Annotated in this window: 19 protein-coding genes and 1 tRNA gene; 8 read left to right on the forward strand and 12 right to left on the reverse strand. The window is 61.0% G+C overall.

The genetic code is table 11. From position 1 onward, the window contains the following. Positions 1–85: 85 nt before the first annotated feature. From AC1D1Z_RS05570 to AC1D1Z_RS05585, 4 genes are all read right to left on the reverse strand, one after another. On the reverse strand, positions 86–301 hold the full coding sequence (locus AC1D1Z_RS05570; protein ID WP_131647587.1) for a hypothetical protein: 216 nt from the start codon (positions 299–301) through the stop codon (positions 86–88). Between the two features lie 16 nt (positions 302–317). Beyond that, positions 318–620: a hypothetical protein gene (locus AC1D1Z_RS05575; RefSeq protein ID WP_131647588.1), complete on the reverse strand. Its 303-nt coding sequence runs from the start codon at positions 618–620 to the stop codon at positions 318–320. A 66-nt stretch (positions 621–686) separates the two neighbouring features. Then, the gene (locus tag AC1D1Z_RS05580) at positions 687–1286 is read right to left on the reverse strand and encodes a hypothetical protein (protein ID WP_131647589.1); all 600 of its coding nucleotides are present in this window, start codon (positions 1284–1286) and stop codon (positions 687–689) included. A 122-nt stretch (positions 1287–1408) separates the two neighbouring features. Continuing rightward, positions 1409–1693, reverse strand: a complete 285-nt coding sequence (locus tag AC1D1Z_RS05585) for a hypothetical protein (protein ID WP_131647590.1) — start codon at positions 1691–1693, stop codon at positions 1409–1411. A gap of 59 nt (positions 1694–1752) precedes the next feature. Between AC1D1Z_RS05585 and AC1D1Z_RS05590 the strand changes: the two genes are divergently transcribed. Together AC1D1Z_RS05590 and AC1D1Z_RS05595 are read left to right on the forward strand one after the other, a co-directional pair. After that, on the forward strand, positions 1753–1935 hold the full coding sequence (locus AC1D1Z_RS05590; protein WP_131647591.1) for a hypothetical protein: 183 nt from the start codon (positions 1753–1755) through the stop codon (positions 1933–1935). Positions 1936–2019: 84 nt separating this feature from the next. Next, the gene (locus tag AC1D1Z_RS05595; protein WP_131647592.1) at positions 2020–2310 is read left to right on the forward strand and encodes a hypothetical protein; all 291 of its coding nucleotides are present in this window, start codon (positions 2020–2022) and stop codon (positions 2308–2310) included. Positions 2311–2449: 139 nt separating this feature from the next. Here AC1D1Z_RS05595 and AC1D1Z_RS05600 read toward each other — a convergent pair. Together AC1D1Z_RS05600 and AC1D1Z_RS05605 are read right to left on the reverse strand one after the other, a co-directional pair. Beyond that, a tRNA-Arg gene (locus tag AC1D1Z_RS05600) sits at positions 2450–2526 on the reverse strand. A 54-nt stretch (positions 2527–2580) separates the two neighbouring features. Next, positions 2581–3744 carry a M20 aminoacylase family protein gene (locus AC1D1Z_RS05605; RefSeq protein ID WP_477849767.1) on the reverse strand — a complete coding sequence of 388 codons (1164 nt, stop codon included), beginning with the start codon at positions 3742–3744 and terminating at the stop codon, positions 2581–2583. Positions 3745–3901: 157 nt separating this feature from the next. On the opposite strand from AC1D1Z_RS05605, the gene AC1D1Z_RS05610 reads away from it, so the two are divergent. Together AC1D1Z_RS05610 and AC1D1Z_RS05615 are read left to right on the forward strand one after the other, a co-directional pair. Beyond that, positions 3902–5035, forward strand: coding sequence for a D-alanyl-D-alanine carboxypeptidase family protein (locus tag AC1D1Z_RS05610; protein ID WP_131647593.1), 1134 nt, complete (start codon positions 3902–3904; stop codon positions 5033–5035). Between the two features lie 18 nt (positions 5036–5053). Continuing rightward, the gene (locus AC1D1Z_RS05615; protein WP_131647594.1) at positions 5054–6250 is read left to right on the forward strand and encodes a CobW family GTP-binding protein; all 1197 of its coding nucleotides are present in this window, start codon (positions 5054–5056) and stop codon (positions 6248–6250) included. 99 nt (positions 6251–6349) lie between these two features. Here AC1D1Z_RS05615 and AC1D1Z_RS05620 read toward each other — a convergent pair whose 3' ends face one another. The 5 genes from AC1D1Z_RS05620 to AC1D1Z_RS05640 form a co-directional block, all read right to left on the reverse strand. Beyond that, positions 6350–6574 (reverse strand): sulfurtransferase TusA family protein, encoded by a 225-nt coding sequence (locus AC1D1Z_RS05620; RefSeq protein ID WP_018448128.1) that lies wholly within the window; start codon positions 6572–6574, stop codon positions 6350–6352. Positions 6575–6579: 5 nt separating this feature from the next. Next, positions 6580–7818, reverse strand: coding sequence for a L,D-transpeptidase family protein (locus tag AC1D1Z_RS05625; protein WP_131647595.1), 1239 nt, complete (start codon positions 7816–7818; stop codon positions 6580–6582). 197 nt (positions 7819–8015) lie between these two features. Next, complete coding sequence (locus AC1D1Z_RS05630) at positions 8016–8969, reverse strand: acetyl-CoA carboxylase carboxyltransferase subunit alpha (RefSeq protein ID WP_018448126.1); 954 nt, start codon at positions 8967–8969, stop codon at positions 8016–8018. A 62-nt stretch (positions 8970–9031) separates the two neighbouring features. Continuing rightward, a complete protein-coding gene (gene xerD / locus AC1D1Z_RS05635; RefSeq protein ID WP_028734273.1) occupies positions 9032–9985 on the reverse strand; it encodes a site-specific tyrosine recombinase XerD in 954 nt (317 codons plus the stop codon). Positions 9986–9990: 5 nt separating this feature from the next. Next, complete coding sequence (locus AC1D1Z_RS05640) at positions 9991–10167, reverse strand: hypothetical protein (protein ID WP_012759201.1); 177 nt, start codon at positions 10165–10167, stop codon at positions 9991–9993. A 148-nt stretch (positions 10168–10315) separates the two neighbouring features. Between AC1D1Z_RS05640 and AC1D1Z_RS05645 the strand changes: the two genes are divergently transcribed. From AC1D1Z_RS05645 to AC1D1Z_RS05655, 3 genes are read left to right on the forward strand one after another with little or no spacing between them, the layout of a single operon-like run. Next, on the forward strand, positions 10316–10906 hold the full coding sequence (locus tag AC1D1Z_RS05645; RefSeq protein ID WP_130769066.1) for a shikimate kinase: 591 nt from the start codon (positions 10316–10318) through the stop codon (positions 10904–10906). Then, positions 10903–12033, forward strand: coding sequence for a 3-dehydroquinate synthase (gene aroB / locus AC1D1Z_RS05650; protein ID WP_131647596.1), 1131 nt, complete (start codon positions 10903–10905; stop codon positions 12031–12033). The genes AC1D1Z_RS05645 and aroB overlap by 4 nt, the downstream gene beginning before the upstream one ends. Next, complete coding sequence (locus AC1D1Z_RS05655; RefSeq protein WP_131647597.1) at positions 12033–13343, forward strand: HlyC/CorC family transporter; 1311 nt, start codon at positions 12033–12035, stop codon at positions 13341–13343. Before aroB ends, AC1D1Z_RS05655 begins: the two co-directional genes overlap by 1 nt. Positions 13344–13441: 98 nt before the next feature. Here the strand turns inward: AC1D1Z_RS05655 and AC1D1Z_RS05660 are convergent, their stop codons facing one another. Next, positions 13442–13726 carry a BolA family protein gene (locus AC1D1Z_RS05660; RefSeq protein WP_018243805.1) on the reverse strand — a complete coding sequence of 95 codons (285 nt, stop codon included), beginning with the start codon at positions 13724–13726 and terminating at the stop codon, positions 13442–13444. A 102-nt stretch (positions 13727–13828) separates the two neighbouring features. Here AC1D1Z_RS05660 and AC1D1Z_RS05665 point away from each other — a divergent pair, with 102 nt between their 5' ends. Continuing rightward, positions 13829–14446 (forward strand): J domain-containing protein, encoded by a 618-nt coding sequence (locus tag AC1D1Z_RS05665; protein ID WP_018243804.1) that lies wholly within the window; start codon positions 13829–13831, stop codon positions 14444–14446. Positions 14447–14456: the final 10 nt, after the last annotated feature.

The raw sequence follows: 14456 nt of genomic DNA on the forward strand, positions 1-14456 counted from the left end.
TGACCCCGACACGGCCTGAACGGACGCGGGCTAAGGACGCCCAGCGAAGCAATCTCGCCAAGCTCTAATGCGCGTGTAGGGGCTCTTATGGGCGAGGCTCAGAGAAACATCCGGGCGGGGTGATCATCTCCACGGCCCGGATTTCCTGCTCGGATAACGGCTGACCGTTCTCCCAATCCCTGAACCCGAAAAGGAAATAATAGACGTCCGGAGTATCGCCGATCTGCATTATCGGGCGATCCGGATAGAGCTCATTGTAACGCCGACGAGCGGCTTCGACATCGGCTGAAGCATCAGCCATTTGCGACGTACCTCCGTCAGAGCTCCCATAGCCTCTTTGAAGTGCGAGTGAAGTTGGGGGCCGGATCTACCTCCCGCACCATATATGTCTGCTCTCGCCCGATGATGATCAAGACCAGCCCGGCAAGGAAGGCGACGCTGCACACCATCAATCCGATCAGCGGCGGCCACAGGTTGCGATCATAGGTGTCCAGCAATTCGTTGGTCAGCCACCAATAGCAAGCGGCATCGACGATCGGGCTGAAAATGAACAGCGACACACCCAGCAAGCCTATCGAGCTGAAATACTGCGTCCCTGAAATCTCGAATCTCTTTGTCATGGTCCCTCCCGCAGGATCAAACCGCAAATTTGCGGATCGATACAGCTCCAACAAAAAAGGCCGGCGCTACAGGATGCCGGTTGGGACGCCATCATCTTCCGCCATGAATTCCGCCCCTAGTCCGAAGAGACCACCGAGCGAGCCCTTCGGCTTTTCCATGAGAGCCCTGGCGACGCGCTGCAATGACATTCTGCTTTCGATCGAGCCAAGACCTGCTTCGATCCCGTTGATGGTATCAATGTGCTTGAGGAAGTCGTCTATCGACCAATCAGTTTCGGGAAACTTTAATTTGCTGTTCGCTTCCATCGTGAAGAATTCGACTCCGTTAGATTTCGAACTGCCACGAAATGCAGTGTGAGCAACAATATTCCGCATCTCCCCGAACTTCCTGGCGCGCCTCGCGAGCTCATCGAATTCGGCCGCCTTCTGTTTGTCTAGGATGAAGAAGTCTACGAGCGTTCTGAGCGTCTTGATCTTGTCGTCGAACGTCATGTTTCGAGTGATGATTGCTGCACGGGCGCCTTTCGCCTCAAGCACTTCGCCGAGCGCAGCATTGATGCCCGCTTCCATTAAGGCGAAGTATCCCATGAACGCCCCAACGAGCGCGAAGGCCCTCATGTCCGGATTGAGTTCGAGAAGATCGTTTTTGGACAGTCCTAAACTCATGGATTTCTTTCCAGCAGTCACTAGGCACCTTATCCACAAAAGCCTCACCGATGAGCGGGCAAAGCCCCGCACGCGCCACTCACTCGCGGTATGAGCGCAACGTGCCAGAGCAGTTGTGGAAGTCAAGGGGAAGGCAAGAGGCCGCGTAACTCTCCCAACAGAGTCTGGACCTCAAGATAGGTCATGGCTTGAGATGACCATAGGCGGGAAATGTTCCGATCGTCGACTAAATCGCCCTTGTGCGTCCTCCCCGAGAACACTGCCAAGGACTGCGCGTAGACTACCTCTTCGCCGTTGTCGTCGTCATAGAACAGCATTTCAACCAGATAGTCAGGGAACCGAGGCGAGCTGTCGAGAGCGATGCGTACCTGGCACTCCTTGTGGCAACCGGTCATGTTGCCGACCAATGAGCGCACATACTCCTCGGCATCCTCCGCAAGATGATCGTGGGGCGAATGCCTACAGCTTGATCTCGTGGAAGCCGCCGCATGCGGTCCTGGCAAACTGGACGGCGCCCGCCACCACCCGCATCGGCGCCATGGCGGCGCTTCGCCTCGCCATCGACGAGGAGGAAACCGGCGACAGTCCCCTCGTCGGTCCGATGATACGGGCAGCGCTCGCATACCTCGAGCAGGAGGGCGCGCTATGATGATGATCACCCGGCGCCGGCTTCTTGGTGCCGCCGCCGCTGCATCCCTTCCTTTGGCCCTGCCAAAGGCTGCAGCAGGCTTGGATGACGGTCCGGCTGCTGATCGACGCCCACAAGGCCGCTGTAGGCCGTTGGGACGATCTGCCAGTGGTATGGCCCGACGAGGTCTCAATGGCCTTGTGGGAAAGGTTAAGCGCTGAAAAGGACGCCGCTGCCAGAGCTGTCTGCTGCTACCGGCCGACCACGATCGAGGGCGTCCACGTTAAGGCCGAATACATTTTCGGCTGCGAGGACTTCGTCGACCAGGAAGCGAATGATGACTGGACTCGGGCCGAGCTGATCAGCGGCTTTCTGCCGCCGGACATGGGGGCGTGATTCGAGCGTTCCATGTTGCATTCCATGTCGCGTGGAGTCGCCGTAAGCACAGGGAATCTCCCGGAATTGCGTGAAATCCCAACGCAACATAAACGCAACATGGAGAGAGGCGGTTTGCGGCCTAAGTACCCGAAACAAATGGTGATCCCGGCGCGATTCGAACGCGCGACCCCCAGATTAGGAATCTGGTGCTCTATCCTGCTGAGCTACGGGACCACTTGAGTGCCATGCATACAAAAGGCTTGGCGCGAAGCCAAGCCTTAATTGTTGCTAGAGGCCGAGGCGCTGTTCGGCGAGGCGGACCCAATAGGAGATGCCGTGGGCGATGGCTTCGTCGTTGAAGTCGTAGGCCGGGTTGTGGAGGCCGGYGCTGTCGCCGTTGCCGATGAAGATGAAGGCGCCGGGGCGGGCGTTCAGCATGTAGGAGAAATCCTCGCCGCCCATCATCGGATCGATCTCGGCGTTGACGTTCGCCTCGCCGGCGATGGCGCTGGCGGTGGCGACCGCATGCTCGGTCTCATCGGGGTGGTTGACGGTGACGGGATAGTTGCGGTGGAAGCTGATTTCGGCCTCGGCACCGTGGGCCGCAACCAATCCCTCGACGATCTGCCGGAACCGCGTCTCGGCGAGCGTGCGCACCTCAGGGTCGAGGGTACGAACCGTACCGGCGAAGGTCGCATCGTTCGGAATGACGTTATGGGCGAAACCGGCATTGAACTTGGTCACCGAGACGACCACCGAGCGCAGCGGATCGGCACTGCGCGAGGCGATCATCTGCAGATTGGCGACGATCTGGGCGCCGATGGCGATCGGGTCGATCGTCCGGTGCGGCTGGGCGGCGTGGCCGCCGCGGCCCTTGATGGTGACGGTGAATTCGTCGGTCGCCGCCATGATCGCGCCCTTGCGGGTGGCGAACTGGCCGACGGGCAGGCCCGGCAGATTGTGCATGCCGTAGACCTCTTCGATAGCGAAGCGCTCCATCATGCCGTCCTTGACCATCAGATTGCCGCCGCCGCCGCCTTCTTCGGCGGGTTGGAAGATGACGGCGACGTTGCCGTTGAAGTTGCGGGTTTCGGCGAGGTATTTCGCGGCGCCGAGCAGCATGGCGGTGTGGCCGTCATGGCCGCAGGCATGCATCTTGCCCGGCGTCTTCGAAGCCCAGGGTTTGCCAGTGATCTCGGTGAGCGGCAGGGCGTCCATGTCGGCGCGCAGGCCGACCGTGCGGGAGCCTTCGCCCTTGCCCTTTATCAGGCCGACGACACCGGTGCGGCCGATGCCGGTGACGATCTCGTCGACGCCGAATTCCTTGAGTTTTTCGGCGACGAAGGCGGCCGTATTTTCCACCGCGAAGAGGAGCTCGGGCCGGGCATGAATATGGCGGCGCCATTCGGCGACCTCGTCCTGCAACTCCGCGGCTCTGTTCAAAATCGGCATATCGGCGTTCCTGTTATGAAATCTCGACAATCTTTCATCGCATCACAAGGGTGTGAGGCTGTGGAAATTACTTAGTCAATGACCTTTGCCATGTCATAGCCATATAGGCTAAATAGGGGAAGATTTCGAGATTTTCCTGATATCTGAAGGACGAACCGTGTCGACGCGCCACTTCCGTTTGTTTGCTGCCTTGCGGCCGCTTTCTTTCGTATCAGCGGCGACTGCCGTTTTTCTGGGCTCCGTTCCGCTTGCCCAGGCCAATCCGCATATTCTCGTCGACGTGCAGACCGGCCGCGTGCTCGAGCATGAAGAGGCCTTCCGCAAATGGTATCCGGCCTCGCTGACCAAATTGATGACCGTCTATACCGTGTTCGATGCGATCCGCGCCGGGCAGATCAGCCTCGATACGCCGATCGTCATGAGCAAGCGCGCCGCCGCGCAGCCTGCCGCCAAGATGTATTTCAAGCCGGGCCAGAAGCTGACGCTCGACAGCGCGCTGAAGATCCTGATGGTGAAATCGGCTAACGACATCGCGGTCGCGGTCGCCGAAGCCATCGGCGGCACGCAGGAAGGCTTCGTGACGCGGATGAACGGCGAGGCGCTGAAGCTCGGCATGACGGATTCGCATTTCGTCAATCCGAACGGCCTGCCCGGCAAGGGTCAGTATACGACGGCGCGTGACCTTGCGGTGCTGACGGTGGCGCTGCGCCGCGACTTTCCGCAATATGCCGGTTATTTCGCGCTGGAGGGCTTCACCACCGGCCAGCAGAACGTGCCGAGCCTCAACATGCTGATCGGCCGCTTCGCCGGCGCCGATGGCATGAAGACCGGCTTCATTTGCGCCTCGGGCTTCAACCAGATCGGTTCGGCGACGCGCAATGGCCGCACGCTGATCTCGGTCGTGCTTGGCACCGACAGCCTTGCAGCGCGCGCCGATGCGACGGCGAACCTTTTGCAGAAGGGTTTCACCACCCAGCCTGCCAGCAACGACACATTGGGTTCGCTGAGACCCTACGGGTCGGGACAGGACCAGGTGACCGACATCAGCGCCGATATCTGCAGCGCCAAGGGCGCCAAGGTGCGCAGCGAAACGCGCGACGAAGTCGGCCGCATGAAGGTGCAGTCACCCTATATCCAGCCGATGGACCACGATCCGCAATTCGTCTTTGCCGGCCTCATTCCAGGCCAGGATCCGCAGCCGGCCGCGCAGCCGGAAAAAATGGCACGGGGCGATACCGCGGGAGTGCTCGCCAACGTGCCGGTGCCGATGCCGCGCCCGACATCCTTTTAAGCTTTTAAGGTAGATGACATGAGCGCGCTCAACGACAGGATTCCGGTCACCATCCTGACCGGCTTTCTCGGCGCCGGCAAATCGACGCTGCTCAACCGCATCCTCAAAGACCCTGTGATGAAGGATGCGGCCGTCATCATCAACGAATTCGGCGATGTCGGCATCGACCATCTCCTGGTCGAAAGTTCCGGCGATTCGATCATCGAGCTTTCCGACGGGTGCCTTTGCTGCACCGTGCGCGGCGAGTTGGTGGATACGCTGGCGAACCTGATGGACGCGGTGCAGACGGGCCGCGTCAAGCCGGTCAAGCGCGTCGTCATCGAGACGACAGGCCTTGCCGATCCTTCGCCGGTCATGCAGGCGATCATGGGCAATCCCGTCATCGCCACGAATTTCGAGCTCGACGGCGTCGTTACCGTCGTGGACGCGGTGAATGGGCTGCAGACGCTCGATAATCACGAGGAAGCGCGCAAGCAGGCGGCGGTCGCCGACCGGTTGATCGTCTCGAAAAAGTCGATGGCCGAGGCAACGGGCGGGCTGGAAAAGCGCCTGCGGGCGCTCAATCCGCGCGCGGTGATGATGGATGCCGACAGCACTGATGCGGGCAGTGCCGCAGTACTGGTCAACGGGCTCTACGATCCGGCGACGAAGATTGCCGATGTCGGCCGCTGGCTGCAGGACGAGGATGCACACGAGGCGCATCACAATCACGACCACGGTCGTGATGGACATCACAATCACGATGATAATCGTGATGGCGATCATGGCCATGATCATTCTGGTCACCACCACCATCATCACGCTCATGCGGATCAGGATCCGCATGACGTCAATCGTCACGATGACTCGATTCGTTCTTTCTCGATCATTGAGCAGAAGCCGATCGATCCGATGGCGCTCGAGATGTTCATCGATCTCCTGCGTTCGGCCCATGGCGAGAAGCTGTTGAGGATGAAGGCGATCGTGTCGGTCTCCGACCGGCCGGATCGGCCGCTGGTGCTGCATGGGGTGCAGAGCATCTTCCATCCGCCGGTGCGGCTTCCCGCCTGGCCGGGGGAAGACCGGCGCACACGCATGGTGCTGATCACCAGGGATCTGCCGGAAGCCTTCGTGAAGGATCTCTTCGACGCCTTCCTCGGCAAGCCGCGCATCGATATGCCGGATCGTGCGGCGCTCTCCGACAATCCGCTCGCCATTCCCGGCCTCAGAATTTAGAGCATGTCGCGCAAAAGTGTGCAGCGGTTTTGCGATAACGACATGCGTAAAACAAAGAGCTAAAGCGCAGGAAGCGAATCTGAAAGATCGCGACGCGCTTTAGCGCTTGCGGATCAGGAAGCGATGGCCGCTTTCGGTCTTTTCCGTCTCGACCAGTTCGTGGCCGTCCTCATTGCAGAAATGCGGCATGTCGATCACAGCAAGCGGATCGGTGGTGTCGACGCGAATGAGCGTGCCGCTCGCCATGGCGGCGAGCTTCTTGCGTGTCTTGATCACCGGGAAGGGGCATTTCAGGCCGCGAAGATCGTAGAGAACGGGGGTCAAGCCGTTCAGTTCCGCGCCCAGAATTTCCAGAACGGCTTCTTTGCCGCGGCCTCTGCCGTTTCCTGCGGTTCGGGAGCCGTGTAGGCGAGCGGATTCTGCATCGGGTTCTGCATCGGCACCGGCACGACCGCAGGTGTCGCGTCAGCGACGGCCATTGGCTGCGGCTGGGCAGGTGCTGCAGGCGTGGCGCCAGGCGCGCTTTTGGCGGCGAGGCCCTGCGCGGTGCGTTTGGCCATCAGGTCTTCGAGTTCGGCGACCTTGACCATGCGGCCGGCTTCCAGCGAGGTGCCGGTCGGGGCGTAAGCAAGTTCGCGCCCCTTGCGCGTCTTGGCGACCACGGCCTTGCGCTCGGCTTCGGTGGGATCGTACCAGGCCATGCCGTCAAATTTGCTCATCGCCTTGGCATAATCGGCATCGTAGGTCTTGCCGTAGGAGGCGAGAGCTGCGGTCAGCGCCGGCGGCGTCGACATAGCCGGGCACTTGCCGGCGGCGTTGAAGGCGCCGCCGTCGGTTGCCTGCTGATTGAAGACGTATTTCTTCTCGCAGACGTTCACCTCGGGCGGGCGCTTCGTCACTTCGAAATTGTCGTAGCCGACCTTCAGCATCTTCCAGAAGTCGTAACTGCTGTCGAGGCGATGCTTCACCATGTTTTCCGCCGTCATGCGGAAGGGGAAAGCCTGCAGCTGCACCGTCGCCTGGCCGCCCTTGAAAGCGTCGCGGGCGAAGGCGTAGATCTCCAGCACCTGCTGGTCGGTCATCGAATAGCAGCCGGAGGAGGAGCAGGCGCCATGGATCATCAGATCGGAACCGGTGCGGCCGTTCGCCGCGTCGTAGCGGTTCGGGAAGCCGGTGTTGATCGCCAGATAATATTTGGAATTGGGGTTCAGGTTGGCGCGCGTCAGGTCGTAGAAACCTTCCGGCGCCTGCCGGTCGCCGGTCTTTACCTTCGGGCCGAGACGGCCGGACCAGGCGCAGATCTTGTAATCGGCGATCTTGTCAAAACGGTTGTCGGTCTTCGCCTTCCAGATCTCCATGGCACCTTCCTCCTTGAAGATGCGGATCATAATCGGCGAATTGCGGTCCATGCCCTTGGCGGACATCTGAGCAAGGATGTGGCCGGGAAGCGGCTGCTCGACCTTGTTCTTGACCTTGGAAAGATCGACCTGCGCGGTTTCCAACGCGTCATTGCAGCCGGACAGAGCCAGCGCCATGAGGGAAATATAGGCAAAATGACGTATGCGCATCCAAACTAGCCCATAAAGATAGTGCCACCCGGTCCGCCTATGGAGTCCGGGCATCAGAAGGAATCATAGGCGGCTTATACTTTATAAACCCTTACCAGCCTATGACTTTGCCACGAACGTCCCCGCAAGCGCGAGTGTTACAGATAACATCAATGTGGCCAAGATTTGGCCCCAATCGGCGAAGAGCCGAATGTCTGTTAGAGATTGCGGCCCATTGCGAGGAATTTCTGCCGGCGGTCGTTGCGCAACTGCTCGCCGGAACGGGACGCCATTTCGGCCAGCGCATTGGCGATCATATCGCCGGTCGCGGCAATGACGCTGTCGGGATCGCGATGCGCGCCGCCGAGCGGCTCGGAAATGATGCCGTCGATGATGCCGAGCGATTTCAGGTCTTCAGCGGTGATTTTCATGTTGGTCGCTGCTTCCCGGGCGCGGGTGGAATCGCGCCAGAGGATGGAGGCTGCCCCTTCGGGCGAGATGACGCTGTAGATCGAATGCTCGAGCATATAGACCCTATTGCCGGTGGCGATGGCGATGGCGCCGCCCGAGCCGCCTTCGCCGATGACGACGGAGACGAGGGGAACCTTGACGCCGAGACACATTTCCGTCGAGCGGGCAATCGCCTCGGCCTGGCCGCGCTCTTCGGCGCCGACGCCGGGATAGGCGCCTGCCGTATCCACCAGCGAAATCACCGGCAGGCCGAAACGATCGGCCATCTCAAGGATGCGGATCGCCTTTCGGTAGCCTTCCGGACGTGGGCTGCCGAAATTGTGCTTGATGCGGCTCTTGGTGTCGTTGCCCTTTTCCTGGCCAATGACGGCGACCGGCTGGCCGCGAAAGCGGGCAAGGCCTGCCTGGATCGCAGCATCCTCGGAAAACTTGCGGTCACCGGCGAGCGGCGTGAATTCCTGGAACAGCGTCTTGGCGTAATCGACGAAATGCGGGCGCTGCGGATGGCGGGCGACCTGCGTCTTCTGCCAGGGATTGAGCTTGGAGTAAATTTCGACGATCGCCTCACGGACGCGAACCTCCAGCCGGCCGATCTCATCGGTGGTGTCGATGCTCTCGTCTTCCGTTGCGAGCTTCTTCAGCTCGATGATCTTGCCTTCGAGGTCGGAGATCGGCTTTTCGAAGTCGAGATAATTGTGCATGAGGTGCGTTTCCGTTCCTTGTGCCCGGGGCGTTTTCCTGGCTCCGCCCCTTGTCGCCGGTCCTATTCGTGCTTTTTCGCCTGTTTGGCAAGGGGGTGATGCGTCTGGACAAGCTGCTGCAGCCTCTCTTCGAGGACATGTGTGTAGATCTGCGTGGTCGAAATGTCCGAATGGCCGAGGAGTTCCTGTACGACGCGCAGATCGGCGCCGTTGGCCAGCAGGTGGCTGGCAAAGGCGTGGCGCATGACATGCGGCGAGATCAGCGACGGCGTCAGGCCGGCGCGGATCGCCAGGTTCTTGAGGTCGCGGGCAAAAACCTGGCGCGGCAGATATCCCTCCTTCGAGGCGGAGGGAAACAGCCAGGCGCTTTCCGGCGGTTCCTTCATTGCTGCATTTTCGGTCGCCAGCAGGCGCCCGTAGGATTTGAGGGCTGATATCGCCGATTGCGACAGCGGCACCAGCCGTTCCTTGTTGCCCTTGCCGCGGATCATCAGAAAGCGGCCTTCCTGATCGAGCACGCGGGCAGGAAGCGAAACGAGTTCGCTGACACGCATTCCGGTGGCATAGAGCAGCTCCAGCAGTGCCAGCATGCGCAGGCGGTGCAACTGGCCCGGAGCCGCATCCTCCGCCTCGGCCTCTGCCTGCGAAAGTAACCTGCCGACCTCCTCGACACCCATCGTCTTCGGCAGCGGACGGCCCTTCTTCGGCGCATCGAGAATGCCTGTAGGGTCGTCGGTCCTTAGGCCCTCGGCATAGAGGAACTTGTAGAACTGCCGCATGGCCGCAAGCCGGCGCGCCTGCGAGGAGGGTTTGAAGCCCTTTCCGGCGAGTGAGGAGAGATAGGCGGCAAGATCGGCGGAGGCGGCTTCGGTAAGCCGTATGCTGCGCTCCTTCAGGAAGGATCTGACATCGTCGAGATCGCGTTCATAGGATTGCAGCGTGTTGGCGGCAGCACCCCGCTCGGCGCTCATCATCTCCAGGAAGGATTCCACATGGACGCGACCGAGATCCACCATGCCGGTCACTTCCTGGTCGTGTCGATCGCACCCGTGGCGGGCGGATTGACCCGCTCGGACGGAATGCGGATCGTCACGTCGCGCTGCTGCGGCTCCACGAAGGTCACAAGCGCCAGCATCGCTCCGTAGACCGTCCCGGCGAGGATCGCGCAGACGAACAGGAAACGGAACAGGGTCGGCATTCAGCAACTCCTTCATGCTCTGCTTCTGTTATAAGAAGCCTATCTGCAAGTGCAAGAAGCGGTATTCAAGCCATGATTCCCTTGTCCGCGACTTGACGCTCCACCTGCATTTGTCGATACCGTTTGCAAACAAAGTGTGAATGGACCGATGAGTGAACAACTGCTGACCGTTGCTGACAGCTTGAAAGACAGAGCTCGCGCCGCGCTCGGTTCACGCAATCTGATCCTTGTCGGCCTGATGGGCGCCGGCAAATCCTCCGTCGGCCGCATCGTCGCCAGCCAGCTCGCCATTCCTTTCATCGACAGCGATCTGGAGATCGAGCGGGTGTCGCGCATGACGATCGCCGAGCTTTTCGCCGCCTATGGCGAGCAAGAGTTCCGGGCGTTGGAAGCGCGGGTGGTGAAGCGGCTGCTAAAGAGCGGGCCGCGTGTCGTCTCCACCGGCGGCGGCGCCTTCATCAACGACCGGACGCGCAAGCATATTAAGAGGGGCGGCCTTTCCGTCTGGCTGAAGGCCGATCTCGACGTGTTGTGGGAGCGAGTCAACAAACGCGACACGCGGCCGCTGCTGAAGACCGAAAATCCGAAGCAGACGCTCGAGGGCCTGATGAATGCGCGCTATCCGATCTATGCGCAGGCCGATATCACCGTGCTTTCGCGCGACGTGCGCAAGGAAATCATGGCCGACGAGGTCTTAAAGGCCGTGATCGAAGCTCAGAAGGAAAGTGCAGCGTCATGAATGCGATAACCTCCGCCTCCGCCATCCGAACGGTGCATGTGCCGCTCGGCGAGCGCGCCTACGACATCCTGATCGGGCCGGGGTTGATTGCGCGAGCCGGCGCCGAGATCGCCACCCGGCTCAAGGGCCGCAAGGCGGCTGTTGTCACCGACGAAAATGTCGCGCCGCTCTATCTCAAGGCCCTCGTCGCAAGTCTGGGTGAAGCGGGTATCGCCTCGGCTGAGGTCGTCCTGCCGGCCGGTGAGAAGACCAAGAGCTTCGAACATCTGATCACAGCCTGCGACAAGGTGCTCGAAGCCCGCGTCGAGCGTAACGATTACGTCATCGCGCTCGGCGGCGGCGTCATCGGCGATCTTTCGGGATTTGCGGCCGGCATCGTCCGCCGCGGCGTGCGCTTCGTCCAGGTGCCGACTTCGCTGTTGTCGCAGGTCGACTCCTCCGTCGGCGGCAAGACCGGCATCAATTCCCGCCATGGCAAGAATCTGATCGGTGTCTTCCATCAGCCGGACCTGGTTCTGGCCGATACAGATGTGCTGAATTCGCTGAGCGCGCGCGAATTCCGCGCAGGTTACGCCGAGGTCGCGAAATACGGGCTGATCGACAAGCCGGATTTCTTTGCCTGGCTGGAAGCGGACTGGAAGGCGGTTTTTACCGGCGGCTCCGCGCGCATCGAGGCGATTGCCGCGAGCTGCCAGGCGAAGGCCGATGTCGTCGTTGCCGACGAGCGCGAGAACGGTCAGCGGGCGCTGCTCAATCTCGGCCATACTTTCGGGCATGCGCTGGAAGCGGCGACCGCCTATGACAGCTCCCGCCTCGTGCATGGCGAGGGCGTTTCGATCGGCATGGTGCTGGCGCATGAATTCTCCGCACGGATGAACCTTGCAAGCCCCGACGATGCCCGGCGCGTCGAGCGGCATCTGAAGGAGGTCGGCCTGCCGACCCGCATGTCCGATATTCCAGGCGACTTGCCGCCGGCCGAAACGCTGATGGACGCGATCGCCCAGGACAAGAAGGTCAAGAGCGGCAAGCTCACCTTCATCCTGACACGCGGCATCGGTCAGTCCTTCGTCGCCGACGATGTTCCGGCGTCCGAAGTGATCAGCTTTCTCCGGGAAAAACGCGCCTGATGTCGATCGAAGGCGCTCTGGCATTTCTCGAGACATACTGGCCGGAGATCCTTTCGATCACGGCGCTCGTGCTCATGTCCGCCTTCTTTTCCGGCTCCGAGACCGCGCTGACCGCCGTTTCGCGCAGCCGTATCCATACGCTCGAGGTCAACGGCGACGAACGCGCCGGCCTCGTCCGGCAGTTGATCGAGCGGCGCGACCGGCTGATCGGCGCGCTGCTCATCGGCAACAATCTCGCCAACATCCTGTCCTCCTCGATCGCCACCAGCCTCTTTCTCGGGCTGTTCGGCAGTTCCGGCGTGGCGCTAGCGACACTCGCGATGACCGTCATCCTGGTTATCTTCGCGGAAGTGCTGCCGAAGAGCTGGGCGATTTCGGCGCCTGAGCGCTTCGCTCTCGCCATCGCGCTGCCGGCCAAGCTCTTCGTCACCGTCGTCGGCCCGGTTTCCTCCTTCGTCAATGCGATCGTGCGGCAGATTCTTTCGCTGTTCGGCATCAATCTGTCACGAGAGACATCGATGCTGACGGCGCATGAGGAGCTGCGTGGCGCCGTCGACCTACTGCACCGCGAGGGATCGGTGGTGAAGGCCGACCGCGACCGCCTCGGCGGCGTGCTCGATCTCAGCGAACTCGAACTGTCCGACATCATGGTCCACCGCACCGCGATGCGGGCGATCAACGCCGACGATCCGCCGGAAGCGGTGGTACGCGGCATTCTCGAAAGTCCCTATACGCGCATGCCGTTGTGGCGTGGCACGATCGACAACATCATCGGTGTCGTTCATGCCAAGGATCTGCTGCGGGCGCTTGCCGAGCCGAACATGGAGCCGCAGAACCTCGATATCGTGAAGATCGCGCAGAAGCCGTGGTTCGTGCCCGACAGCACCAACCTCGAGGATCAGCTCAACGCCTTCCTGCGCCGCAAGCAGCATTTCGCCGTCGTCGTCGATGAATATGGCGAAGTGCAGGGCATCGTCACGCTGGAGGATATTCTCGAGGAAATCGTCGGCGACATTTCCGACGAGCACGATATCGAGATACAGGGCGTGCGTCAGGAGGCCGATGGTTCCGTCGTCGTCGACGGCGGCGTGCCGATCCGCGACCTGAACCGCGCGCTCGACTGGAGCCTGCCCGACGAGGAGGCGACGACGATTGCCGGCCTCGTCATCCATGAATCGATGACCATCCCGGAAGAGCGCCAAGCCTTCACCTTCTACGGCAAGCGTTTTATCGTCATGAAACGGGAGAAGAACCGCATCACCAAGCTGCGCATCCGTCCCGCCGGGGAAGACGGCACAAAGCCCACCTGATCCCAGTCATCAAATTGCTACAGCGTGTAGCGCGTCTGAAAAGGCGCGCGGCACTGTAGGATTGCGGGCCGCCAATGCCTATATAGGCTTTGGCGCCGCTACCAGCGGGTCGGTTCGCCGGGTGCTGCCGGTTCGACGGCCAGCGCATGCAGGCCGGCATCGAGCTCCGGTTTCAACAGGTCGGTGATTGCCCGGTGGCGCGCCAGCCGCGACATGCCGGCGAATTTTCCGGAAACGATCCTCACCCGCATATGGGTTTCGCCGGTGCCGGTGATATCAGGCTGGTGGCCGGCATGCAGATGGCTTTCGTCGATGACGCTTACGCGTTCGGGCGCGAAGGCCTCGACAAGTTTTTCTTCGATGCGGGTTCGCAGGGTCATCATCCGGTCTTGCTGGTTCGCGAAAAGGGTACCTACCAAGCCAGCAACATTCCCGTTTGTCAATTCTTGTTGTCGCTTCGCGACAGCCCCATAATTAGCGCCGTCATGAGACTTGATTCCAAATATTTCGATCGCATCCGAACACGCCGCAAACGCGAGCAGGAGACAGAGCAGGCGCCGCCTACCTGTCAGTGGGACGGCTGCGACAAGAAGGGGGCGCATCGCGCTCCCGTCGGCCGCAATGCCGAAGGCCAGTTCTTTTTGTTCTGCTTCGAGCACGTCAAGGAATACAACAAGGGCTACAATTATTTCTCCGGTCTTTCGGAYGGCGAGATCGCGCGTTACCAGAAAGAGGCGATCACCGGCCACCGGCCGACATGGACGGTCGGCGTCAACAAGGCGGCGAAGGACAGTCCGCTGCATTCGGAGGTGCGCTCCGGCGCCTATACGCGTGTTCGCGATCCCTTCGGCTTCGTCAAGGAAGGCGGCAAGGGCAGCGGGCCGCGTTTCCCCCAGGCGCGCAAGCTGAAATCGCTCGAAACCAAGGCCTTCGAAACGATGGGCCTCGACGCCAATGCGACATCGGCGGAGATCAAGAGCCGCTACAAGGAACTGGTGAAGAAACACCATCCGGATGCCAATGGCGGCGACCGCGGCTCGGAGGAGCGTTTCCGCGCCGTCATCCAGGCCTATCAATTGTTGAAGCAGAACGGTTTTTGTTAATTCCCGTCCT

Source organism: Rhizobium sp. P1_E1, from assembly GCF_056406015.1.

Coding starts and splice junctions, on each gene's coding strand:
- AC1D1Z_RS05570 (WP_131647587.1), bottom strand. CDS start 301: ATGGCTGATGCTTCAGCCGATGTCGAAGCCGCTCGTCGGCGTTACAAT.
- AC1D1Z_RS05575 (WP_131647588.1), bottom strand. CDS start 620: ATGACAAAGAGATTCGAGATTTCAGGGACGCAGTATTTCAGCTCGATA.
- AC1D1Z_RS05580 (WP_131647589.1), bottom strand. CDS start 1,286: ATGAGTTTAGGACTGTCCAAAAACGATCTTCTCGAACTCAATCCGGAC.
- AC1D1Z_RS05595 (WP_131647592.1), top strand. CDS start 2,020: ATGACGGTCCGGCTGCTGATCGACGCCCACAAGGCCGCTGTAGGCCGT.
- AC1D1Z_RS05615 (WP_131647594.1), top strand. CDS start 5,054: ATGAGCGCGCTCAACGACAGGATTCCGGTCACCATCCTGACCGGCTTT.
- AC1D1Z_RS05625 (WP_131647595.1), bottom strand. CDS start 7,818: ATGCGCATACGTCATTTTGCCTATATTTCCCTCATGGCGCTGGCTCTG.
- AC1D1Z_RS05630 (WP_018448126.1), bottom strand. CDS start 8,969: ATGCACAATTATCTCGACTTCGAAAAGCCGATCTCCGACCTCGAAGGC.
- xerD (WP_028734273.1), bottom strand. CDS start 9,985: ATGGTGGATCTCGGTCGCGTCCATGTGGAATCCTTCCTGGAGATGATG.
- AC1D1Z_RS05640 (WP_012759201.1), bottom strand. CDS start 10,167: ATGCCGACCCTGTTCCGTTTCCTGTTCGTCTGCGCGATCCTCGCCGGG.
- AC1D1Z_RS05645 (WP_130769066.1), top strand. CDS start 10,316: ATGAGTGAACAACTGCTGACCGTTGCTGACAGCTTGAAAGACAGAGCT.
- aroB (WP_131647596.1), top strand. CDS start 10,903: ATGAATGCGATAACCTCCGCCTCCGCCATCCGAACGGTGCATGTGCCG.
- AC1D1Z_RS05655 (WP_131647597.1), top strand. CDS start 12,033: ATGTCGATCGAAGGCGCTCTGGCATTTCTCGAGACATACTGGCCGGAG.
- AC1D1Z_RS05660 (WP_018243805.1), bottom strand. CDS start 13,726: ATGATGACCCTGCGAACCCGCATCGAAGAAAAACTTGTCGAGGCCTTC.